Raw genomic sequence first — 25,147 nt, forward strand, 5'->3', positions numbered from 1 at the left:
AAAATTTATTATATATTTCTTGTAACGGCATTTAAAAAATTCTATTTAGTTTTGTAATTTTTCTAAAAAACTAATAATTAATTGATGATAGCATTAAAGTATTTATTTTATTAAAGGGTAATCAGTATCTAAGTAATTCTTTATATTTTTAAATAAGAGTAGCATAAACTAAATTTATAAATCCATAAGATTTTTATTTTATTAAATACTATATTTTAATTAATTTAATAAAAACTATCATAATGTTGAATTATAAATATTATTTCTATTTCACTTTTATAAAATTTTAATTTCTTTATTAGTTGACATTCCAAATCTCTTTTGGATAAATTTTTAATTAAAAAAACATATTATAAATATTTTTTCCTCTTCATTAAACAATTTAATGTATTTTTTATATCTATAATAAAATACATTCCATATATTTTAGATAATGAATATCACTAATTGAATTCTTCTATTCTTTTTATATAATATTTATTTATCTCTTCAATAATTTTATGAATTAAATTGTAATTGAGAAACATTCATTTATTTTTGATTAATGATTTACGTTTAAAATTAAACTATACTTCTATCTAGATGCAAAATAAAATCAGAATCTATTTTTTTTTTTTTTTTCAAATTAAATAATTTTTTATCGTTTGCAAATATTTTGTATTAATATATTTCAAAAAAATAATAATATATTGTATTTTTTAGAGTTTTATAAATTGCAAAATTCCTTATATTATAAATGTTTAAATTGATGTTAAATTAACTAGACTTTCCTTTTAAAATTTTTAAAAAAGATAATTAGAGTCTTTTAAAAATATAAAAAAATAACATATGTAAAACAATCTCTCTTGATGATAACTGTGAATTGTCCAATGAATAATCTATTATCATTTTTTTTGTAAATTTTAAATCTAATTTATCATTTTGATTTTCTGAAGTAATTATGAAGTTTGAATAATTTTCATCGTATGCTTTATAAAAATTATCTATAAGTGTATCATTATCCCTTCCAGTTAGTATCAATAAATTAAAGCCTTTTTCATTATTTTCTTTAGCTTTAAATCTAAATTCATTATTTAAAAGCGTCACATTTTTTCCATATTCAATTAACATATTTGCAAAATACTTCGATGAGCCAATTGCTTGATAAGAAGAATATATATTAATGAAACTACTGTCATTAATTTTTTTACAAATACTATCTACAAAATCTTCATTATAATAAATTCATTTTTCAATTAGTTGAAAAATTTCAAATGTATGAGATTTTTCAATTTTCTCATAATCAAGCTTTCTCCATTCGTTTTTCATTTTAAAATTTAGTTCTCTAAAACCTGAAAAGCCCAATTTTTTAGAAAATTTAGTAATAGTTGAAATTGAAACAAAGGTTTGTGCAGCAAGTTCCTCTTGATCACAAAATATTCCTCTCTCAACATTATTTAATATTTTTTTTGCTATTATTTTAAAAGTGGTATCTTCAAATTCTTTGCTAATAATTTCTAATTTATCAAATACATATTTCATTATCATTACCTTTAAGATTTTCTTTCTTTCTATATCAATAATCATAATTATTTAAAAAAAAAAAAAAAAACATTTTAATTTAAAAAAAATTAAGTTTCAATTAATTTAAAATATTTCTTTACATCAATTAATCGCTGATTTGAACTTCCTCTATATAGAATATTTGGATCATATAGTTCTTTAACAAATCTACCATCTACTAATGTATCCAATTCTAATAATAATTTATACATAGAACACTCATTTTTATTTGGACTATCTTTTTTTGCTATAATTTCTTCTATAGTAAAACCTGTATATAATCATATATTCAATCCAGTTTGTTTTTTTAGTTTTCTGATAAAGGGTAATAATTCACTAGCGCTAAACATTGGATCTCCACCACTAAAAGTAATTCCATTTAATAGTGAATTCGATTTTATTTCAAAAATAATCTTTTTTTCATATTCTTTATCAAAATTTTTTCCTACTTTAAAATTTCAACTCAAAAGATTATGACAACCATAACAAGCATGCAAACATCCAGCAATATAAATGGAATATCTAATTCCAGGACCATCACTTATTGTTTCTTTAAAAATTTTAAGTATTTTCATTAAATATTAGCTTTGTGCTTTACTCTTTCTATTTCCTCAGCTTGTTTTCCTTTATTTCAACATTCTAAATCTCCAACTAAATAACCTGTAATTCTTCTAGTTCTTGATATTTCTGTACTATTACACATTTGACATCTTAAAGGAATTAAGGAAGTATAATTACATTTTTTACATCTATCTACTGGATGATTTAAACTTCCATAATTTGTTCCAGAAACTCGCATTGCATTAATTATAGAAAGAATAGCATGTAAGTTTTTTTTAACTTCTCCATCTAATTCAACATAACTTATGCTACCTGCTAAAGTTAATAAATGATACTCTGCTTCTTTTTTAATTTTTTCAATAGCACTAATATTGTAATATACTGGTATATGATTTGAATTTGTAAAGTACTCTCTATCAGTAACTCCATAAATTAAGCCAAAAACTTTTCTTGTTTTCTTAACCATTCTACCTGCAACTGACTCAGCAGGTGTTGCTATAACTCCAAAATTTAAGTGAGTTTTTTGTTTTCACATAATTGAAACACTATTAATAGTTTCTATAATTTTTAATCCAAACTTTTGTGCTTTTTCATTTTCACCATGATGAAAATTTAATAATGCTTTTAGTGCTTCTGCGAGTCCAACAAAACCTATTGTTAATGTTCCCTGTTTAAAAACATTTTCTACAAAATCTTGTGAGTTTAAATTAATTCCACCTGATAAAATATTATTACTCATTAAAAATGGGAATTCTTTTGCAATAGCTGTTATTTGATAATTGTATCTATTTTTTAATTGTTCACAAACTTCATTACTATAGTATTTAATCTTTTCTAAAAATAATATCTTAATTTTAGAATAATTAATTTTAGAATAATTAATTACTTGATTTTTTAAAAAACCCTCTTCTTTTAAAAGTTCTAATGCAATATAAGGCAAATTTAGTGAAGTAAAACTCAAATTCCCTCTTCCAACTGATGTTTTCTCACCATTAATATTTTCAAAAACTCTTGTACGACATCCCATTGTTGCTGGTTCATAATATCACGAATTACTATCATTTTGATCTCATAACTCATGCTGATTATATTTTTGATCTAAAAACATAAAATTTGGAAATAATCTTTTGCTTGTAGTTTTAATTGCCTTTAAAAATAAATCAAAGTTTTTAGATTTTCAAATATTATTTTCATTAAATCACTCATCTTGACTTATGTTCATTGCTATTTTATAGTCATCTTCATGAAAATTTACTAAGTTTTTAACTTTGAAAATAACTATAGGAAAAATTGAAGTTTCACCATTTCCTAATCCATTTTCTAATGCTTTAAAAAGAGATTTTGTAACTTGTCTTCCCTCTTTTGTAGTATCAGTTCCTAAATTTATTGAAGAAAAAACAACTTGATTTCCTCCTCTTGAGTGTTGAGTATTTAAATTATAGATAAAGCCTTCCATAGCTTGATTTGTTTCAACAATAGTCTCCTTAATAGTTAACTTATTTATTTTATCAAAATCCTTTTCTGAGATATTAATTCCTTCTAAATATGAACTAAGCATTTCCTTTTTTAAATTTTTGAATTTAATATTTAAATCTTTTTTTATTTTATCTATTATTTTTTCATCAAACTCTATATTTAAAAAAAATAAGAAATCTTTAATTTTTTTAAGTAGTACTTTTCTAAAAGTTTTATTTACTCCCGGAGCCATAAAATAATCAAAAGCTGGAATTGATTGACCTCCATGCATTTCATTTTGGGCTGTTTGAAAAATAATAGATGCTAATTCAGCATATACACCAATTGACTGTGGCTCTTTAATTAGACCATTTTTTTGTTTTAAAGCCATTATTAAATATTTCTTCAAGATTATATTGTACACAAGTTGCTGATTTTGTAGCATAATAGTCTAAATCGTGAATGTGAATTAATGAACTCTCATGCAATTCTGCATGATTTAAGTTAAGTAAGTTTTTTAAAGCAAAATTTTTTGATGATAATGAAGCAAATTTCATCATTTTTCCACTAGGTGTATCTCCATTCATATTTGCATTTTCATTTTTAATATCATTATTTGTTGTTGAAATTACTTTATTAAATTCCTTATCAATAATTTTATAACAAACCTTATTTTCTTTCATAAATTATACTTCCTTTAAATAAATATGATTTTTAAAATTTTGAACTAAATTTTTTTGTTTAGTTGTGAATTAATATTCTCAAAAAAAAATAAAAAATCAATTTATAAAAATAACTAGAAAATAATATAAAAAAAGTAAATTCCTTTATATTTTTTATTTATATAGAAAAATAATAAATTTTATAGTATAAAGTATTAAATAAAAGAACCCTATTGAATATAAGGTTCTTAATAAAATATATCTAAATTATTATTAAGTTAAATTACTCTTTATTAACTTGGCTAAAATACCATAACATCCAGCTCTATTTTCTAGATTGCTTTTTACTATATTTATATTTTCAATTGGAGAAAAATTTTTAAATAAAATAATATAATCATTGGTCTTTTTAATTATAGTATCTAAAAATTTACTATTTGAACTCATTCCTCCTCCAATTGTTATAATTTCAAAATCCATTAAAAAATTTAAAGAAACTAAATACTTAGCTAAACTCGTTGTTCATATATCAAAAACTTTAACAGCTATTGTCTCATTTTCTTCAACTAGTTTCATAAATAGTTTACCATCAATTAATTTCTTAATTTTAGTATTATCTTTTGTTTTAGCAGTTACAACATCTTCAATTTCTGCAAGTTTTCCTAATTCAATTGAATCTGTATATCTTTTTAAATTTGCTCCTGTTGAGGTACTTTGAACAACTAAATTCATATTCTCAGAATCAAAATTAGAAAATAATTTTGATAATTCACCAGCTCCTCCTTTAAAACCCTTATAAATTTTACCATCAATAATAATTCCTCCACCAAGACCTGTTCCTACAGTTACATGAAGCATATTTTTGTATTTTTGATTTTGACCAAAATAATATTCTCCATAAGCTGCAGCCTTAGCATCATTCTCAATTTTAAACATTTCTATATTTTTTAAGTCTTTAAAAAAATCTTTCAAATTAATTTCATTAATATTTGTTAATGCAGACTCAGATAATATTCTATAATTATTTGAATCAATAATTCCAGGAATACTAATTCCTAAATTTATTTTAGTATCTTTTGGTAAATCCTTTTTTATTAAACTAAAAACATAACTTGCATCTAATTGTCACGAATTTGGTCTTTTAGTATCATCATAAGATATTACATCCTCTGATATTATTTTATTTTTATGATCCATAACAATTTTTTTAGTACTCATTCCTCCAATATCATATAAATAATTTATATTTCTCATAAACAAATTGTCCTATCTTTCTCAAATGTTATTTAATTATTTTGTTAACTTTTTACTTAAATTATTTTCCTGTGATATTTTCTTAATTATATTATTTAAAGTTATTTTTGTATCAAGTGGTTTTTGTAATTTATAAGTAATTTTTAAATCATTTAAAGTATTTTTGTATAATAATTTTATTGAATATAGAATATCTTTTGATAAGTAATCTTCTAATAATTCAAAATTATTTAGAACTACATTTTCTTTAGTTTTAATAATATCATCTAATCATTTTAATTTATTAATCATTTTGATATCTAATTGCTGAATTTTATTTTGTAGTGTTTCTTTTTTGCTTAAAAAATAAATACTTTTATGTTTTTCCATAATTAATTTAGCTTTTAAAGGTTTATTCTTATTAATTAAATTAGTTCCTTGTTCAAATAATCTATTTTTGATTTTCTTTTCTTTGTCAAAAATAATTTCTAACTCAATTTTATATTTTAAACTTTCAATTAATAATTTTTCAAGTTTTTTAATTTTAAATACTTCTTCTTTTGTAAAAAATATTTCTTCTGTACTTAAAATATTTGTCACTTTTAATTTATCTTCAGAAGTCAAATTAAAATTTGATAAATTAATTATTTTAATAACTTTTAAATTATTTTTTTTAAGAATGTTATTTTCAGGAATTCTTTCTTTATACATAAATATTGTAAACATTAACCCTAGCACAGTCGCCATCACACAACATAATATATTGTATAAACCATTCAAACTATTAGGTATTAACTCAACAGTTACAATCTCTGGATTTATTGGATTTGAGAAAAATCCAAAGAACGAAAATACTCCTAAACCTGTATTAACTCTTTGTGAAACGCTTAACATATTACTAAAACAACCAGCTAAGAAAGCACCAAGAGTTCCTGCAATAAATGGTCTTACTTTAGGTAAGTTAATTCCATAAACAATTGGAGCAGGTACACCAAAGAAACCAGTGATTACAGTTGATCGAGCTTCTCTTTTAGTTGCACTATTTTTAGAAATAAGTATAACTGCAATAACAGCTCCTACTTGTCCTCATACAGAAAACTCTCCACCCGGAGTTAAGTAACTGACCCCATCTGTTAAAACTTGCATTTGTGAAATTTGACCAACAGCTGAATGCATACCTACTATAACTAAGGGTTGTCAAATTAAAGCATAAATACCAGTACCAATTCCAAGTGGGGTTTTAGTAACAAATCTCAAACCAATACCAATTAATTGTTCAAAAATATATCAAGTTGGCCCTATGATAAAAAATGTTATTAAAGCTGCAATTAATAATGTTAAAGCTGATTTTAGAATTAATTCTAAAGATTTTGGTACTCAAGTTATAATTCAATTTTCAATTTTTTTTGTAGTTAAAACTGCCAATATTACAACAATTACTCTTGCCCCTTGAGGCATTACTTTTATTGAAGAAAGACCATATCAAATAGGATCATCAGGACTTATTCCAGTTTTAAATAAATCTCAACTATATCCAAATCCTATTGGTCCTCCATCTCCAAATATTAAAGGACTACCTAAAATTAAACCAATTGACAAACCTAAGAATATATTTAGTTTGAAATATTTTGCAGCACTTATTCCTGCTAATATACCTATAAATCTCAAAGGCGTGTTAGCTATTACATATAACATTGCTCATAATACATTTGTATCTCTAATATATTCCTGACCTGGTTTTAATCCTGTCTCTGGTATTTTTAAAACAATGTCTGGCATTATCTTTGTTATTTGCAATACACCAACAAAGGCCATTATAATACCAGCTCCGATTAATATTGGAATTAATGGGATCATTATTGAAGAAAGACTAACTAACATTCTCTTTCCAAGAGACATTTTTCTGGTTGCCAGCAAATCAAACTCCCCAGAATCTTCAATCTTTTTTAAACCTGTATATAATTTATAAACACTTTTGCCTAAAATTATTTGCAGCTCATTATTTTTCCAAATAACACCCTTTACTTGCTTAATTTTTTGAAGTGAATCAATATCTACAAGATTTTTATCCTTTATTTTAAATCTAAGACGAGTTGAACAATTGTAGGAATTACTATAGTTGCTTTTTCTTCCAACAAATTCAATTATTTGTCTTGCAATTAGTTCTCAATTTGAACTAGTTTTAAAGTATTCATCAACTTTAATATCTTTTTCACTTTCTAAAATTGATTCAAAAGTACCTATTAATTCATTTTTTTTAACTTTTGTTTTACCTGCAAAATAAGGTTGAAAAATTCAATTCACTTTATTAGATTCATCATTAATTAAAACAGCTATATTAGTATTTTTATGAACTACTTTTAAATAATCTAAGTTTACTTCTGCTATTTTTTCAAAGTTTTTTATTTTTTGATTTTGCTCTTTTTCAATATTAAAATATTGACTATCTTCTTTTTCAAAGTCAAGGCACATATTTATCATAATAGAAGAATCCAAATGTTCTTGTTTTAAAAATAAACCATGTTTTGTTTCAAAAACTAAATCTATTTTAGCACTCTCAATTGGATTATAAATTTCATTAGACGTAGCAGATATAAAATAACCAGTTCCTAATAAATTATTTTTAAAAACATTATCATCAACATTTTCTATTATATCTATAATACCATCACAAATAGCATATACATTTAAAACTTTTTTGTGCATAAATAATTCCTTTCAAAGTTTTATTTATTATAGGAATATTAAACTATTTTTGATACCTCTTCTTTTAAACCAATTCTTTCATATACCTCTGGAGGTGTATCAATTGATTTCATTTTTTTAATTAATTTTTTAATCATCATCGATTCAATTTTCTTATCTTTTAAAGGATTTAACTGTTTTGGATCTTTTTCTAAGTCAAATAATAAATCTCCATATTTAAATGAATTTGGCGTCATTGGAAACTCTTGTAAATTATATTTCATCATTGGCATTCCATTTGAATATCGTGTTCCTTTTACATATTCCATATTATTTAAAAAGAAATTTGGTAAGAACCCCTTCATAAAATTAAAATTTAAAGTATACTGAGTATTTGGGAAATTTGCTTCACTTTTGGATGCTTTCATATAAACATATTTTCCATCATATATATTTACATGACCACCATTATTTCCAAATAAAATTTCCTTGTGATTATTTTGGTCTTTTTTTAGAGCTTCATAAATAGATTTTCCATCTTGATCAAAGTTATTTTCCAAATTGAAATATTCTAAAAGAGTTGGAGCTATATCAATTGTTTGACATAACTTGTCAAATCTTTTTCCATCCATATTTGAAAATTCTGGAATATGTAAAAAGAAAGGCGTATGAATTAATTCATCATATCAAGGTGCTGATGTTTTACCAACAAAGTTATGTTCACCTGTTAAAAACCCATGATCTGTATTTACAATTAACATTGTGTCCTTTCATAAATCATTTTCATCAAAGTAATCCAAAATTTTTCCTAAATATACATCTATCATTGAAATTAATGCAGCATATTCTATTTGAAGTTTTTTAACTGTTTCTGCATCTTTTTCTTCATCATAGTGGCTGTATTTAGGTCAGTTAGGAATATTATCTGTATATTTAGCACCATAAATATCTCTATATTTTTGAGGAGTTACAAACGGTTCATGAGGATCAAAACACTCAATTTGTAGCAATCAATTATCCAAATCTTTATGACCTTTTAAAAATTCAATTCCTGATAACATTGTTTGCACACTAGGATAACTAGTATCATCTTGTGTTAAGTTTGCTAAATTAGCTTTACCATATTTTAAAAAGTTATATTTTTCTGGTCTAGTTGCTGGATCAAAAAAAGTATTTATATCATTTTTATGAGGTTGTTCATGATTATTGCCATAAGCAGCAGGAACTCATTGATCGTATTCCTGTCCTCTAAACCCCTCCCAAGTATTATATCTGGTATGATAAGTTCCTCCACCATCTTCTCAATAATGTCAATGATCAGTTGTTAAATGTGTATAAATATCACTATTTTTTAAATGTTCAAATACTGAATTATCAAAAGGCTCTAATTGACCTCAATCTCTATGTAAAAAATTATATCTTCCGGTATGTATTTCTCTTCTTGCAGGCATACATGGCATGCTTCCTGCATAAAAATTATCAAAAGTCATTGTTCTTTCACCTAATCTTTTAAAGTTTGGTGCGTGAACTCAATCATTACCATAATTAGGTAGATACTTTCTTGTTAAAGTATCAAACATTAATATAACTGCTCTCATTTTTTTCTCCTTTGTAGACTAATACTAGCCTACAAATATAATATAATAATTATTCCAAAATTAATAGTTATTTTGGAATAATTACTATATAAAATGTATTAAATAGAGTTGTTTTTATTTAATTAAATCTAAAATTATTTTTATGATAGAAATTCAAATGACAATTATCAATAGTCACTTAATATAAATTTCTTTTTTAATAACTTTCTTTAAATATATAGCTGCAATAAAGCCAAGTATAACTGGTATAGCAAAAACTAAATTTTTGACTCAAATCTCTTTAACAACTCAGGGATTATAACCCATAGATATTGGATTCAAGATCAAAGAAATAAAAGATGAAACCATGATTAAAGTATGTGAAATTGGTGCTGCAGAACTAATTTTTAAAGAAAAAATAATTATAAGTAGAGGCATTATTATAGGACCACCACCCATTCCAGTTAAAGATGTTATAATTCCACCAATAAATGAAATTAAAGATAATAAAATAATATTAATTTTATCACCCTCTTTATTTATTATGTAAAAGTTTTTATTAAGCTTATATTGCTTTTGACTATTATCTTTTACTTTTAAGAAATATTCTGAATAAATTAACATAAAAGTTACAATAATTAATGTTACTGCTACAATAATTTTAATTACAGCATCTGAATTAATACTTTTAGATATTACATTTCCAATTAAAATAGAAATAGTTGAGAAGACGACTCCTACTAATAAAATTTTATAGTTAAGTCTTTTTTTTACTATTTCAATTGCAACGTTCATAAAGGAACCTAAAAATACTAAAAATGTAGATATATATTTTATCTCATTCAATTCATCATTTAAGAATACTAGAAATAAGGGAACATAAAGTACCCCTCCTCCAACTCCTGAAATTGATCCCAATATTGAGATTAATAAAACAATAATAGATAATCATAGTAACGTAATTTCCATTTTTATATCTCCAAATAAATTTTACAATAATAATTGCATTTTTTGGAAAAAATTCTATAATTATATTAATGGAGGAATTATGATTTTAATAAAAAGTGGCAAGTTTTTAATGGGAAGTGAATCTGAAGATGGTTTTATTTATGATAAAGAAGGCCCTCCTACTCTTATAGAAATTAATGGCTTTTATATCGATGAAACTTCTGTCACAAATGAAGAATTTCAAAAATTTATTAATGAAACTAACTATATAACTGAAGCAGAAAAATTTGGTAATTCATTTGTATTTGCAGCTCTGTTAAATAAAGAAGAAAGACTTAAATATCAAAAAGCAGATTTAATGGGTATTTGATTTGATGTTCCTGGTGCAAATTGAAAACACCCTCAAGGTCCTAAATCAAATATTACAAATAAAATGAATTACCCCGTTGTTCATGTTTCATTATATGACGCTATTGAATATTGCAAATGATCTGGAAAAAGATTGCCAACAGAAGCAGAATGAGAATATGCAGCCCGAGGTGGTTTAGTACAAAATAAATTTAGTTGAGGAAATGAATTAAAACAAAATAATAAACATAATTTAAATATTTGAAATGGAGACTTTCCATTTGGGAATACATTAGAAGATGGTTTCTTAGATTTAGCACCAGCAAAAAGTTTTGAACCAAATGGTTATGGAGTTTATCAAATGTTAGGAAATATTTGAGAATGATGTATAAATGCAAAAAATGTTTCCTTAGAATATTTTCAAAAAAAGAAAACTGATGAAATATCTAATTCAGAAATTAATGAAAATAAAGATTATGCCATAAGGGGTGGTTCATATTTATGTCATGATGGTTTTTGTAAAAGATATAAAGTATATTCTAGAAATGGAACTGCACCAAGATCAACTGCTGGAAATATGGGTTTTAGATGTGTAAAAGATATCTAATAAAATAATTCAATTATAATTTTTTTAGAACTTTAAAATATACTTTTCATAAGTAAATTTTTTAATTAGATTTTTTTTGTATTTAAATCCAAGTTTGTCAAGAACCCTTTTTGAAGCTAAATTCTCTGGCATAACTAAAGCTGAAAATAAACTAATGTTATATTTTTCATTATAAATTTTTATTAACTCTTTAGCAGCTTCAGTACAAAAACCTTTTGATCAATAATCTTTATTAATAATTCATCCAAAATTTGCTTCATTACCATTAATTCTAAACTCTATTGTGCCAATCATTTTATTATTTTCTTTTAAAACTATTGCAAATTTATTTTCAGAGCTTTTTAAAAAATAATTTTTTATATTTAACTTTGTATCTTCAATTGACTTATGTTTTTCAAACTCTACGTATTTTATATTTTCTGTATTTGAAGCATATTCAAACATATCTGAGGCATCTTCTAAATTAACTTTTCTTAAAATTAATCTTGAACTAAAAATTATATTTATCATTTTAAATTTTCCTTTTAATACTATCTTTAGTAAAAATTATTCTTATAGCTTTTCTAGAAATGCTAGTGCTCCAATGTATCTAACTGCCTTATTTGCAAAACCATTAGCTTTAGAAACTATCTCAATAATTTTTTCTTTTGATGAATCACTACATATTTTTTCTGTAACGTAATCACTTATTAAACAAGATATAAAGGCATCGCCCGCTCCTGTAGTATCTTCTACAATATCAGATTTTATAGTACTTACAAAAATAATTTCATTTTTTCAACCACACATTGTGTCTTTGCTACCTCTTGTTATACAAATTAAACTTTTTGGATTATTATTCATTAAACTTTTTAATGCTTCAGTTTCATTATTAATTTGAGTTAATAAAAATAATTCCTCATCACTTAATTTAATTAAATTTGCTTTCTCCAAAAATTTACTACACAGACTTTTAAATGTAGCAATTTCTTCTTTAGTAATTCAAAGTTTATCTCTAAAATTTGGATCGAAACAAAAACTAATTTTATTTTCATTGGCAAATTTAAATAAATCTCAATAAGATTTATTTAAATTTCCTGATAAAAAAGCAGTAGCACTACCGAAATGAATAAAATCAATTTCCTTTAATTTCTTTTCATCAAATTTAGATAGTGAAAAATCAGCATCGCTATTTCTAATAAATTCAAAAAATCTTTCTCTATTTTCATCTAGTGTAACTTTTGCAATTGTCGTTGGTAGCTTTGAATTTTGGATATAATCTCTTTTAATATCAAATTTTTTTATTAATAATTCTATTTCTTGTTTATACTCATCATTTCCTAAGCTTCCCATAAAATAACTTTCATTATTTTTTAAAGCTGCAATTGAGCATGCAACATTAAAACTTGCTCCACCTACTTCACTTTGAATATTTTTGCCATGAGAATAGACATCCATTAAAACTTCACCTATTGAAATTATTTTTTTCATATTTATTTTTCCTTTAATTCATTTTTAAAAATTATATTATTTCAAACATATTTATTTGAATCAAGTTGTATTACATCTACTTCTTTTAAGTTTGTTACTATTTGATTATGGTTTTTAATAAAAAATCTTAAAGAGATAACTTGTTCCCCTTCATTAATAAATATTTCTAAACAGCTTCTATCAATTAAAATTCTCAGAGTATTAATTTTTAAGTTATCAAAATTTAATTTTGAAGGCAAATTTAATTCATCATTATAATCCATTAGACTTCTATCTATTGAAAAAATATTATTTTCATTTTTAAGAACTACATTTTTATTTTTATTTTTAATTAAAATTTCAAAATCCTTATTTAAAATTTTATTGGCCTTAAGTTCTACTAAACCATTTTTATAATAAAAACTATTATTTTTTAAAGAAATTTTATTTAATCTTAATTTTTCTAATTCTTTAATTGGCAATTGAGTAATTATATTATTTTTTAAAGTTAACTGTCTTGGTACAGTTAAATGATTACTTCAAGTTTTTAGTTCTTTTGGAAATGGATTAGATTTTGAATTTCCTAGTCAACCCAACATAATAATTCTATCATCAGTATTTGAAAATATTTGAGGAGCATAAAAATCAAAACCTAAATCTATTTTATTAAAACTTGATTTAAATTTAAAATTTGCTTTGTTATCAAATTTAACTTCTCTATATTTAACAAAGTGACTTCCATCTTTTAAAGAGGCATCTTGCTCTAAACAAGCCATAATATACTCTTTATTTTCTATTTTAAAAAAATTTGGACATTCAACCATATAAGAATTTTGTTCATCCTTTTCATCAACTATTATGTCCTTAGTTCATTGTCAAGATTCATCAATAAATTCATATACATTTAGTACTCCTTTTTTATCTAAAGTTTGAGCACCATTCAACATAAATAATTTGTTATTGTTTTCAAAAACAACTGGGTCTCTAAAATGACCAGTGTATTTTTTTAAGTCACATTCAAATAGTAATTCCTTAGTTATAATTTTTTCTTTTAAATCAATTAAAGCTTTTAAAGTATAACTTGTTCTTTCTAAATCATTAAACTTAACATTACCTGTGTAATAGATTTCTATTTCTCCATTTTTATTGACTCTTGCACTACCTGAAAAAACCCCATTTTTATCATAATCAGTTGAAGGAATTAAAGTTAAACCCTCATAAACATAATTAATAAAATCTTTTGTTGTATATAACGCTCATGACTTATTATAATGTTGAATACTAAAAGGACAATTCTGCATGAAAATAAAATATTGTCCCTTATAATATACTAATCCATTTGGATCATTTGTTGATCCACAATAACCTGCTAAATGAAATTGATTGTTATATCAATTTTTTTGTTTTTTATTATGATATTTTTTAAATAAATTTAAATGACTTTCATTAATTAAACTATATTTTTCTCATTTCATTTTTAATCCCCATTTTTATTTTTTAATTTCTTTTCTTCTTCTTTAAGTTTAATTTTATCACTTTTATTTTTTTCATTTTCTTCTTTTTCTTTTTGTCTTATTACTTTTACTTCTTCAACATATTTTTCATATTTTAATTTATCTTCTATTAATTTTTTTTCTTTATTTTGTAATTTAATTAATTTTTTTTCTGCATTAGTAAATAAATTATTATAGTTTTCTACTTCTTTATTTTTTTGAATATTTTTAATATCTATTTGTGCACTTACTATTTTTTCAGCTTGCTTATTAATTTGTTTTTCAGAAATTTTTCTTCCTGATTCTCAATAAAAGAATATTGTTAGAAGAAATGCAGAACCAAATGAAATAATATTTACTAAAATTATTAAAATTAATTTTACTCAATCTCCTGAGTATAATAATAGACCTGGAATTACAGTAACACCCATTCCAGGACAAGTTACATTTAATAACCCTGCAAAGAATCCTCCAACAAAACCACCTATTGATGCATAAATAAATGGTTTTATTTTCGGTAAATTAACTCCAAATATAGCAGGTTCTGTTATTCCAAACATTGTTGAAACTGCTGAAGACATTCCTAAGTTTTTTTCTTGTTTAGATTTAGTTTTAAGAGCAACTGCCATTGCAGCTCCACCTTGTGAAATAATTGAAGCAGTTCAAATAGCGTTGAAGATTGAACCCATTATTTCAGCATTAGCCCCTTGTGGAATACTTCCATCAATTACTAATTGCATTTCTAATCCTTGTAAAACTTGATGACATCCTGTTATAACAATTACTTGTAATAACCCTGCAACTATTGCTGTACCAAAACCAAATGGTACTCCCAAAATTTCTTTTGTTCCAATTAATACCCCATTTTCTACTAATAATAAAATTGGTCCTAATATAAATAATGCTGCTAATAATGCAATTAAAATTGTTAAGAATGGTGTAAAAATAATATTGACAGACTTAGGCATTCAAGTTTTAATAAACTTTTCTAGATAAGCAACACCAATACCTACTACTAAAGCAGGTAAAACTGATCCTTGATATCCTGTAATTGGAATTATTCAAACCATTATTGGAAGAACTGGTTCATCTAATCATTTTAAACCTGCATTAATTCATTGTTGTTCTGTTCCTCCACCATCTAAGAAATTACTTTGAGCATTATAAGCTGCAATTAATCCCTTGTCAGGTAATAATGGACTAATTAACATTAAACCAATAATAATACCTAATACAGGATTTCCACCAAATCTTTTAACAGTTGATCAACAAACTAATACTGCTAATGAACTAAAAGCAGTTTTAGTTACAATATCAACAATTATTCAAAGCAATGAATCTGATGATGAATTATATGGAATTAAATTTTTTATTAAAGCAGCAAAACCCATTGCTAAACCAGCAGCTACAATAGCTGGAATAATTGGCAAGAATATATCTCCCAATGTTTTCATGCTCATTTGCAATCATGCAAATTTTCCCCCACTATTTCTTAATGCTTCCTTATTTGCTTTTGCTTTAATTTTAAATTCTTCATATGAAATATCTGATGAAGAACCTTCATCACCTGCTTGAGAAATATTAGTTTCCAATATTTTTTGAACTTCACTATAAGTTGCTTCCACAACTCCTGTTCCTAAAATAATTTGTAATTGATTTTGCGTTCAATTTATTCCTTTTGCAATTGGTGATGATTTAATTTGTTCAACATCCACCTTTTCTTTATCAATTACATTAAAACGTAATCTTGTTACACAATGTAAATAAGATTCAATATTTGTTTTACCACCTACAGCCTTTATAAAATTTTGTGCTTCTAGTGAATAATTAACTTTTTTCATTGATATATATTCCTTCCACTTATTTTATTATTAATTTATTTTCTTCACTCAATAAAGTTTCATTTAAAATGTTTTGGATCATATCAGCTTTTTCTAAATTCCAATATCTCACCAAAAATATCATAAACTTTACCTAAATCAAGAATAAAGTTAAATGAGTCTCTATCTTTAAAATTTTTTAATAATTCTTCATTTTCACTTTCTTTAACAAAGGAAATTGACTTTGAAGAATGACTTATAATTGAATTTGAGTGTTTTTCAATTAAAAACATTAATCCACTTTCATTTAATTTTTCAATTGTTACATTTCTAAATTTATCTTTTAAAATATAACTTTCTTGGTACAAAATTACTTCATTTGTATTTGTTTTTCTTAAGCATTTAAAGTGTCATAATTTTCTATTTTCTTGAAATCCACTAACTTTGGCTAATTCTTTACTACAAACAATTTCAACTAAATCATAATATTTGTTGTTTGAACCGGGAAATAATTCCCTAAAACTAAATAATAAATTATTAGAAATTTTATCTTGAACAACAAAGCCTTTTCCATTAATTGATTTAACAATTTTTAATTCTATTAATTTATTAAAAGCTATTCTTATTGGTTGTTCTGAATAGCCAAATTTGGTTTTCAACATATTTTGACTAGGTAAAACTTCACCTCTAACAACCTTATTTTCTCTAATTAAATACATTAAGTAGTCAAAGATAACTTCTCATTTTTTATCCATAATAGTGTCCCTTTATTACACTTATTATACTACTTTAAGTAGTTTTCAAGAGACTTTTTCCCCCATTTGGTTTTCAATAGCCCAGTACTAATTCCAGCCGTTGATAAACCCGAAATTAACATAGCAATAGAGATATGTGCACCCATAGGAACTGATTGTAATACCGAATTAATTCCTTCCTGATTAAAGTAATTAATTGTATGACTTGTTGTTCAATCAAATTGAACAAGACCAATTCAACTTGCACTTCCCAAGGAATTTGCAACTGTATGTGTCATTCCTAATCATCAACCAGCAATACCACTTCCAATTGCAGCTGCAATAAATAAAGGTTTTATTTGTAAATTAATTCCAAACATAGCTGGTTCAGTTATACCTGTATAACCACCAATTGCACTTGAACTTGCTTTTGTAATCTGTTCCTTATCTTTTTTTACAAAGAAAATTAACATTAACGCTGCAGTTCCTTGTGCAATATTTGATACACAAGCAACTGGAGTTATAAATGAAAATGAGTGACCATACTTTAATTGACTATCAACTAATAGTTGAGTTTCAATTGGTAAAAAACCTTGATGTAAACCTGTAATAACAAGGAAAGGATAAAAGAAAGCAAATATCATTCCCCCAAATCCAATAAAACTTCAATTTGTATATTTAAAAATTCCTGCTAAACCAATTGATATCCCTTTTCCAATAATTTGTCCTAATGGTCCGATTACTCAAAAAGCTAATCATGATGAAATTAATACTGTTCCTAATGGAATTATTAATATAGCAATTACATTAGGAGTAATTTTTTTTAAAAGTCGTTCTAAATTTACAGAAAGAGCTAAAACTAATAAAACAGGCACTATTTGAGCTTGATAACCTATTAATTTAATTTTGAAAAATCCACCTGCACCACCACCAAAAATATAGTAATAAACACCTACTGTTTTATTTAGTGCTTCTAAATAACCCTGATCTTCTGGACCAATAATAGGTAAATTATTATTCAATAAATATTCACTAAAAGCAAGCTGTCTAGCATTTTCAATTGCACTTGCAGAAGTGTTTAAATCAAATCCTAATAAAACTGGAGTACTTGTTGAATAACTATTTAATAAACCTGGAGATATCAATACAAGCCCCATAGCCATTCCTAAATAAGGATTACCTCCTCATTTTTTTGCAGCAGTATAACCAACAAATGCGGGAATTGATCCTAAAATTGCTCCTCCAATTACATCAAGTAATTTTGTAAAACCTGAAGATGGAGCAAATGAACCAATTAAGGATTTAAGTGCTAAAGACATTCCCCCAGCAATAAAAACAGGAACTAATGGTACAAAAATTGATGCAAATGAATTCATTCCATTTTTTGAAATCATAAACAAGTTAGATTTTACAGAAACATCTTTTCTTCATAATGGCTGTTTATTTTCAATTTTTAAATCTCCATCAGTATTTTTAGTGTCAATTACAATTTCTATTTGTTTATAAAGTTTATCAACAACCCCTGTACCAATAATAATTTGATGTTGATTTTCTTGTTTTTTATAACCTTTAAATAAAGGATGTTTTTTAACTTTTTCTAAGTCAAATTTATCATCATTTTTTAATACAAATCTTAATCTTGTTGCGCAATGTTGGATTTCTTTAATATTTTCTTTACCACCAAGTAAATCCACCATTAAAACTGCATTGTCATAAAATATATTTTTAGACATATTTAACACCTTTAAATCCTTTACACTTTCATTATTTAGTTTTTTGCTAAAAAGTTATATACCTATAATCATAAGTTTTTATTATTTAAAAGAATTATTATATAAACTGTAAAAAAACAAAAAAAATAACCAATATTAAGGACATAACATTGGTTATTGGAAATATTTTTTAAGACTAATACTTTTAAAAATTTATTTGGAAAACTATGAGTAGTTATATAAGTAAATAGTAAATTTATAAATAATTATAAAACAGGAATTAAGAACAAAGAAATTTCCTATTTGTTGTTTATTTATTTAAGAGTATTAGTAATATGAGAAAAACATTTGTGAAGAAGATTAAATCTCCTTCAATAAGATTGTTTCAAAAAAAGAAGAAAAAATCTATACACTTTTATAAGTTAAAAATAAATACTCCACTTAAAAATGTTTTAGGAAAAGTTTTACAATTAGTAAAATTTTTTTTAAATTAATATTTTGCTTTGCTTTTTTTTTTTTTTTTATTATTAGAGGGTGTTAATTATTTCCTATTATAATTAACACACATTAATAAAAGTATATATTTAGTTTTAAGTTAATTATCCCTATTTAAGTTGTATAATAATAAAATAATTAAGGGAGAAATTAATTTATGAAAAACAAAGTGTGATTTATAACAGGTGCAAGTCAAGGATTTGGCCTAATATTTGTTAAGAAATTGTTAGAAAAAGGACATTGTGTTTTAGCAACAAGTAGAAGTCCAGAAAAAATAGTTAAAGAAATTGGTAAAAATGATAATTTATTAGCTGTAAAAGTTGATTTATCAAAACAAAAGGAACTAGATAAAGCAATGAAACAATGTTTTGATAAGTTTGGTTCAATTGATATTTTACTAAATAACGCGGGATATGGTCAACTATGGACTTTTGAAGAAACAACTGATGAAGAAATTAGAAAGTGTTTTGAAATTAATTTTTTTGGAACTTTGAATGCAACTAGAGCAGCATTACCATATATGAGAAAACAAAAATCTGGGCATATCTTTACAACATCTTCAGTTTGAGGTTATGTAGGAGATCCATATATTTCTACATATGCAGCTGTTAAATTTGCAACTGATGGTTGAACAGAAGCTTTAAGTCATGAACTTGAAAATTTAAATATCAGTGTAAGTTGTATAAAACCTGGAGGTTTTAGAACAAACTTTTTAGAAGCAACTTCAATGGTAACTGGAGAAAGTAAAATTGAAGACTATAAAATAGCAAGAGATGCTTATTTTGATGGAATTGCCAAATTTAATAAACAACAAGATGGTGATCCAGAAAAATATTGTGAATTTATTATTAATTTAACTAATAAAGATTCAAAACCACCTCTTCATATTTTTACAGGTCGAGATGCTTATAAAAAAGCAGAAGATAAAATTTCAAATTTAAAAAAAGATATGAAAAAATTAAAAAAAGAAGCTACAAATTTACATGTAAAATAAGGCTTTTTAAAATGAACATATAAATAAAAAAAGATAACTAAAATTAGTTATCAAAAATTATTTAATATGTTCATTTTTATTTTTTTGCTGTTCATTTAAAAGTTAAAGTAGTAATTATAAAAATTGTTATCAGTATTAATATTGCTCCAAGTACTGGTTGTCAAGTAGCTGTAAAGTCTCTTGATCCATCTCCAAGTTTTTCATGTCAATTAAACTCACTATCTCATCCCTCACCACTTCATCCTCTTGTGGCATATAAGAATATAAAAACTGCATATTTATGAGGAATAAAATATGTAAATATAATCATTCCTTTACTAGATTCAAATGTTTCTGGTGGTAACATTATGCCTGACAAAAATATACTAAAAAAGTAAATCATCATAATCATTCCTTGCATTGAACCCACAGAACTAAATAATCCACCAAACAATGTGGCTAAAGCAATTGAAGTTAAAGTAATTAAAATCATAGACAATATCAAATAACCTCAGTGTACATTTCCTAGCAATTTTGCAAAAGTTGGTTGGTTGTCATTTAAAGCTAAACTATAAATTTCAGAAAATATTAAATTAAAGATCATCATTAATATAAAAGCTATTATTCCAGCTATTAAATATACAAATCAAAGTGCTCCTATAAACATTCCCTTTCTTATTCCCGTTATATCAATTCTTTTTAAGAAAACAGAGTTTTTCCATTCTACTACAGCTGGTGCTAGTAGAGTTAAAATTGTAAGACATGGTAGTAATGTATAGGCAAATAGAATTGAATGACCTTGGCCAGACTTTTCTCCCATTATAAAGAAGAACATAATATTGAAGAAAATTGGAACAACAATCATAAAAATTATTGACTTTGGTTCTTTAATAAAAGATTTAGAAAGCAATAATGATAAGTTATTAAAAATACTAATTTGTTTTTTAATATTTAAATCTTTTTGTTTTTTTAATTTGTTCATTTTAAATTTCTCCTTTAAAGAACTTATCCATTAATGCTCTAACTGATTTATGTTTTTTAATTGTATTAACTATTGAATCATCATAAAAAACTTTACTATCTTTTATAATAATTAAACGATCACACATTTCTTCAACTTCTTCAGGATGATGCGAAACCAATAATAAAGTTTGATTAAATTCTTTTGTATTTTTTGAAAAAAAATCAATAATTTTAAATTGTAACTCCATATCCAAACCTGTTGTTAATTCATCCAATATTATAATTTTTGGATTATTCATAATTGAAATCATTGCATTAAATCTTTGTCTTTGTCCCCCACTTAATTTTTTAAGAGGTCTGTTAATAAACTCATCAATTTCAAAAACATTTTTTATTTTTTCTTCTCACTCTTTTGTTAATTTTGGATATACTGCTTTATAAAAATCTAACATGTTATTTGCTGTAATTCCTGTGGGTCAATTACCTTCTTGCAATTGAATCCCAATTTCTTGTTTAATATTATCTTCTAAGTGAATTTTAATTTCTCCCGAATCCGGCTTTGAGAATTGAGCAATCATTTCAACTAAAGTTGTCTTACCACATCCATTGGCACCCATTAAAGCTACTTTTTGACCTTCTTTTATTTCTAAATTAAAATTCTCAAAAATTACTTTTTTACCAAAGGCTTTTGAAATATTATTTATTTCTATTAATGTTTTCATTTAAATTCTCCTTATAAATAATTACTATATCACACTTTTATATTAAAAAAAATAAATTAATGCCTAAAAACTTAGATTTTAAGACTTTTTAATAAAAAAAGTACTTGAAAAAGTACTTTTTTTATTAAAATTTACAATTTTTTAAGTTTTATTAATACATATCTATTCTTTTTTGATGTCTGCCACCTTCAAAAGTAGCATTAATCCATTCACTAATTATCATTTTAGCAAGTTCTAATCCTACGACTCTTGATCCTAATGATAAAATATTTGTATTATTATGTTCTTTTGAAAGTTTTGCACTATATGGTTCACTACAAACAACTGTTCTTATTCCTTTTATTTTATTTGCTGCTAATGAAATTCCAACTCCTGTTCCACAAAAAATAATTCCAAAATCCACTTTTTTATCAGCAACTAGTTGAGCAACTTTCCTACCATATATAGGATAGTCAGTTCTTTCAAATTCACTGGTTCCAACATCTATTAATTCATAACCAAGTTCATAGAATCACTCTCTAATTGGTTCTTTCAAAATTAAACCTACATGATCACTACCAATTGCAATTTTCATTTTATCCTTCCCTTTCAATTTTTTCTAATTGATCTTTTAAATTAATTTCCTTATTATTTATAAATGCTCCAACAACTAAAACCTCTGCACCTTCTAGCTTCAATTTTTGGTATGTATTTTCTCTTACTCCTCCATCAACTTGTATGAAATAATTTAATTTATTTTTTAATTTATAATCTGAAAGATACCTTAAATTTTCATAAACTATTTTATTAAGTTTTTGACCATTAAAACCTGGCTTGATAGACATACACATTACACCATCAAGTAAATCAAAGTAAGGTTTCAAAATTATTGGATTAGTTTCAGGATTTATTGCCAAAACCACTTTCATACCACTTTTTTTTATCTCATTAATAATATTAATAATATTTTTCTCACTTTTATCTGTAATTGATTCAAAATGAAAATTAAAATGATCTACTCCATTTTCTGCAAAGGATTTAATATATCTTTGTGGTTCTAAACACATTAAATGAGCATCAATAATTAAGTTTCTATACTTATCCTTAATATCTCTACAAATTTTTTGACATAAAGCATAGTTATTTACAAAATTACCATCCATAATATCAACATGAATTCAATCAACACCTGCTATAACTAACTCGTCAATTTTTTTACTTATTTCTAAAAAATTAAATACATATATAGAGACTGCAACTTTTCTTTTCATATTATTTACCTAATTCTTCCTTTACATTTATTGAAATATTTGAAACATGAGGTCCATAAATTATTTGAATACTTTGACCTTTTTTTATTACTCCCATATTTTTGGTTTCATTTAATAAATTATCTTTTATTAATTTTGGATCTTTAACATTAATTCTTAATCTTGAAGCACAATTATTAATTTCTATTATATTTTCTTTCCCTCCCAGTCCTTGAATTATCTTTTTAACTTGTTCTTCACCATTTAATTTTTCCTTATTTTTTTTATTTTTATTTAAGGACTCTTTAGTTTTTTCTAGAGCCACATCTTCTTCTTCAAAATTTCTTCCCGGTGTTTTAAGATTTTTAAATTTAATTAGTGCTCAAAATGAAATAAAATATGTTGGACCAATTATTAATAAACCATAAATTATTATTCATAAAGCCCCATTTCTCCCTGCAAACATCCCAAAAATACTCGTCTCACTTTCACCAATAATGTTTATTCCACTTGAATAACCAGGAATTAAGCCAAAGAATACATAATCAATCATTCCAGCTGTGAAACCATTACCTGCTTGAACGTTTAAGAGATATGCAAATAAATAACTAAAACCTCCAATTAATGCATGAACTCCAAATAATATGGGAGCAACTAATATAAATGAAAATATTAGAGGTTCAATAATTCCAGTTGCCATAGAAGTAATTATTGCAGAACCTAAAATCCCTGTAACTTCTTTCTTATTTTCTGGTTTTGCTAGAAAAATCATAGCTAAACCAGCTGCTGGAAGACCATAGTTATATACAGCAAATCTTCCACTCATAAATCCCGTTCCAACTTCTGTAGTAAAATGATTAAATGATATATATCAAGCATCACCACTTTTATAAACAATATCTAAGTAGTTTGTCATATTATTATCTACAATACTTTGATAGGCACTTTCTGATATCTCAAAAGTTCTTCCAACTCAATTCATTTGTTCAAAGAATATTGTATAAGCTCCTTGAGATAAATTCCACCCTGTTATAACTCCATCAGATATTTCTGGAGCATATCATGTACCACCAACTGATGTAAATCAAAATGGAGTATAAAAAACATGATGTAATCCTGTTGGGATTAATAATTGTTCAAAAACTCCAAAAAAGTATGCTGCAATGGAACCTGATGTTCTTACATATTCTTCTTTACTTCCAACATTCATTCAGTTCCCCAAACCTCAACCAACTTGAAATAAGCCTAACATTATAATTGGTCAAACAAAGAATATAATAATACCTAATCCTATTCCCATAAAGAAAGCTGCAATTGGTACAAACTTTTCTCCTCCAAAAAAAGATAACATTCTAGGAACCTTTATATTATAAGTTCTATTGTGTATAATTGCTGTTAAAGATCCTACAATTATTCCTCCTAGAACAGAAAGATCTATTGTTGGATTTATACCCATAACATTTGATAACATACCTTTATTTTTACCAACTTCAACCAATTTTGAATTACCTGTTATTTTTCAAGGGTCAAAGCCGACAATTAAATCCTTATTCTGATTTAAATGAGGTAGAAATAGAGCAGAAACTGTAACTGTCATTGTCATAAATGCAATCATTGCTGATACAGCAGCAACCCCTTTTGAGTTTTTTGAAAAACCAAAAGCAATTGATGATGCAAATAATATTCCTAAACAAGAAAAAACAATATTTCCTATAGTTTTTATAACTTGAAAAAAATTCTCTCAACCAATTCCCCAACTATGAGTTTGAGCAGCTGCTAAAAAACCACCACCAATTCCAAGTAATATACCTGCTATTGGCAATATTGCAATAGGAAAAACTATTGCTTGTGATAACTTAGAAATTTTGTTTGTCGTTTTTGTTCCAAAAACTTTTCAAGAGTCTTTTTTAAAAAATTTCATATAAATACCTTTCTATTG

General features: G+C 24.8%; 21 protein-coding genes. 2 read left to right on the top strand and 19 right to left on the bottom strand.

Annotated elements, in window-relative coordinates; all coding sequences use genetic code 4:
* Positions 1-795: 795 nt before the first annotated feature.
* The 8 genes from AACL15_RS03055 to AACL15_RS03090 form a co-directional block, all read right to left on the bottom strand.
* Positions 796-1,521, bottom strand: a complete 726-nt coding sequence (locus AACL15_RS03055) for a hypothetical protein (protein WP_339033338.1) — start codon at positions 1,519-1,521, stop codon at positions 796-798.
* Positions 1,522-1,610: 89 nt separating this feature from the next.
* Positions 1,611-2,117, bottom strand: a complete 507-nt coding sequence (gene nrdG / locus AACL15_RS03060) for an anaerobic ribonucleoside-triphosphate reductase activating protein (RefSeq protein ID WP_339033339.1) — start codon at positions 2,115-2,117, stop codon at positions 1,611-1,613.
* Positions 2,117-3,949 (bottom strand): anaerobic ribonucleoside-triphosphate reductase, encoded by a 1,833-nt coding sequence (nrdD, locus tag AACL15_RS03065; protein ID WP_339033340.1) that lies wholly within the window; start codon positions 3,947-3,949, stop codon positions 2,117-2,119. The genes nrdG and nrdD (AACL15_RS03065) overlap by 1 nt, the downstream gene beginning before the upstream one ends.
* Complete coding sequence (nrdD, locus tag AACL15_RS03070) at positions 3,918-4,241, bottom strand: anaerobic ribonucleoside-triphosphate reductase (protein ID WP_339033341.1); 324 nt, start codon at positions 4,239-4,241, stop codon at positions 3,918-3,920. The genes nrdD (AACL15_RS03065) and nrdD (AACL15_RS03070) overlap by 32 nt, the downstream gene beginning before the upstream one ends.
* Positions 4,242-4,493: 252 nt before the next feature.
* On the bottom strand, positions 4,494-5,474 hold the full coding sequence (locus AACL15_RS03075; RefSeq protein ID WP_339033342.1) for an ROK family protein: 981 nt from the start codon (positions 5,472-5,474) through the stop codon (positions 4,494-4,496).
* 36 nt (positions 5,475-5,510) lie between these two features.
* On the bottom strand, positions 5,511-8,159 hold the full coding sequence (locus AACL15_RS03080; protein ID WP_339033343.1) for a PTS transporter subunit EIIC: 2,649 nt from the start codon (positions 8,157-8,159) through the stop codon (positions 5,511-5,513).
* Between the two features lie 38 nt (positions 8,160-8,197).
* A complete protein-coding gene (locus AACL15_RS03085; RefSeq protein WP_339033344.1) occupies positions 8,198-9,736 on the bottom strand; it encodes a sulfatase in 1,539 nt (512 codons plus the stop codon).
* Positions 9,737-9,850: 114 nt separating this feature from the next.
* Positions 9,851-10,684 (bottom strand): sulfite exporter TauE/SafE family protein, encoded by an 834-nt coding sequence (locus AACL15_RS03090; protein ID WP_339033345.1) that lies wholly within the window; start codon positions 10,682-10,684, stop codon positions 9,851-9,853.
* Positions 10,685-10,763: 79 nt separating this feature from the next.
* On the opposite strand from AACL15_RS03090, the gene AACL15_RS03095 reads away from it, so the two are divergent.
* On the top strand, positions 10,764-11,618 hold the full coding sequence (locus tag AACL15_RS03095) for a formylglycine-generating enzyme family protein (RefSeq protein ID WP_339033346.1): 855 nt from the start codon (positions 10,764-10,766) through the stop codon (positions 11,616-11,618).
* 24 nt (positions 11,619-11,642) lie between these two features.
* On the opposite strand, the gene AACL15_RS03100 is transcribed toward AACL15_RS03095, so the two are convergent.
* The 6 genes from AACL15_RS03100 to AACL15_RS03125 are packed head-to-tail and all read right to left on the bottom strand — an operon-like array spanning position 11,643 to position 18,847.
* A complete protein-coding gene (locus AACL15_RS03100; protein WP_339033347.1) occupies positions 11,643-12,128 on the bottom strand; it encodes a GNAT family N-acetyltransferase in 486 nt (161 codons plus the stop codon).
* A gap of 42 nt (positions 12,129-12,170) precedes the next feature.
* Positions 12,171-13,088: a carbohydrate kinase gene (locus tag AACL15_RS03105; RefSeq protein ID WP_339033348.1), complete on the bottom strand. Its 918-nt coding sequence runs from the start codon at positions 13,086-13,088 to the stop codon at positions 12,171-12,173.
* 2 nt (positions 13,089-13,090) lie between these two features.
* Entirely contained in the window at positions 13,091-14,542 is a 1,452-nt protein-coding gene (locus tag AACL15_RS03110) for a glycoside hydrolase family 32 protein (RefSeq protein ID WP_339033349.1), read from the bottom strand.
* Positions 14,543-14,544: 2 nt separating this feature from the next.
* Positions 14,545-16,401, bottom strand: coding sequence for a PTS transporter subunit EIIC (locus AACL15_RS03115; RefSeq protein WP_339033350.1), 1,857 nt, complete (start codon positions 16,399-16,401; stop codon positions 14,545-14,547).
* A gap of 35 nt (positions 16,402-16,436) precedes the next feature.
* A complete protein-coding gene (locus tag AACL15_RS03120) occupies positions 16,437-17,135 on the bottom strand; it encodes a GntR family transcriptional regulator (protein WP_339030848.1) in 699 nt (232 codons plus the stop codon).
* A 29-nt stretch (positions 17,136-17,164) separates the two neighbouring features.
* Positions 17,165-18,847 (bottom strand): PTS transporter subunit EIIC, encoded by a 1,683-nt coding sequence (locus AACL15_RS03125; RefSeq protein ID WP_339030846.1) that lies wholly within the window; start codon positions 18,845-18,847, stop codon positions 17,165-17,167.
* Positions 18,848-19,478: 631 nt separating this feature from the next.
* Here AACL15_RS03125 and AACL15_RS03130 point away from each other — a divergent pair.
* Positions 19,479-20,315 carry an SDR family oxidoreductase gene (locus tag AACL15_RS03130; RefSeq protein ID WP_339030843.1) on the top strand — a complete coding sequence of 279 codons (837 nt, stop codon included), beginning with the start codon at positions 19,479-19,481 and terminating at the stop codon, positions 20,313-20,315.
* 76 nt (positions 20,316-20,391) lie between these two features.
* Here AACL15_RS03130 and AACL15_RS03135 read toward each other — a convergent pair whose 3' ends face one another.
* The 5 genes from AACL15_RS03135 to AACL15_RS03155 form a co-directional block, all read right to left on the bottom strand.
* Entirely contained in the window at positions 20,392-21,276 is an 885-nt protein-coding gene (locus AACL15_RS03135) for an ABC transporter permease (protein ID WP_339033351.1), read from the bottom strand.
* A 1-nt stretch (position 21,277) separates the two neighbouring features.
* Positions 21,278-21,979, bottom strand: coding sequence for an ABC transporter ATP-binding protein (locus AACL15_RS03140; RefSeq protein WP_339033352.1), 702 nt, complete (start codon positions 21,977-21,979; stop codon positions 21,278-21,280).
* A 151-nt stretch (positions 21,980-22,130) separates the two neighbouring features.
* Positions 22,131-22,553: a ribose 5-phosphate isomerase B gene (rpiB, locus tag AACL15_RS03145; protein WP_339033353.1), complete on the bottom strand. Its 423-nt coding sequence runs from the start codon at positions 22,551-22,553 to the stop codon at positions 22,131-22,133.
* A gap of 1 nt (position 22,554) precedes the next feature.
* Positions 22,555-23,229, bottom strand: coding sequence for a ribulose-phosphate 3-epimerase (locus AACL15_RS03150; protein WP_339033354.1), 675 nt, complete (start codon positions 23,227-23,229; stop codon positions 22,555-22,557).
* A gap of 1 nt (position 23,230) precedes the next feature.
* Entirely contained in the window at positions 23,231-25,129 is a 1,899-nt protein-coding gene (locus AACL15_RS03155; RefSeq protein WP_339033356.1) for a PTS transporter subunit EIIC, read from the bottom strand.
* Positions 25,130-25,147: the final 18 nt, after the last annotated feature.

This window comes from Spiroplasma endosymbiont of Cantharis rufa, assembly GCF_964019665.1.
In the GTDB taxonomy this organism is placed as follows: domain Bacteria; phylum Bacillota_I; class Bacilli_A; order Mycoplasmatales; family Mycoplasmataceae; genus Spiroplasma_A.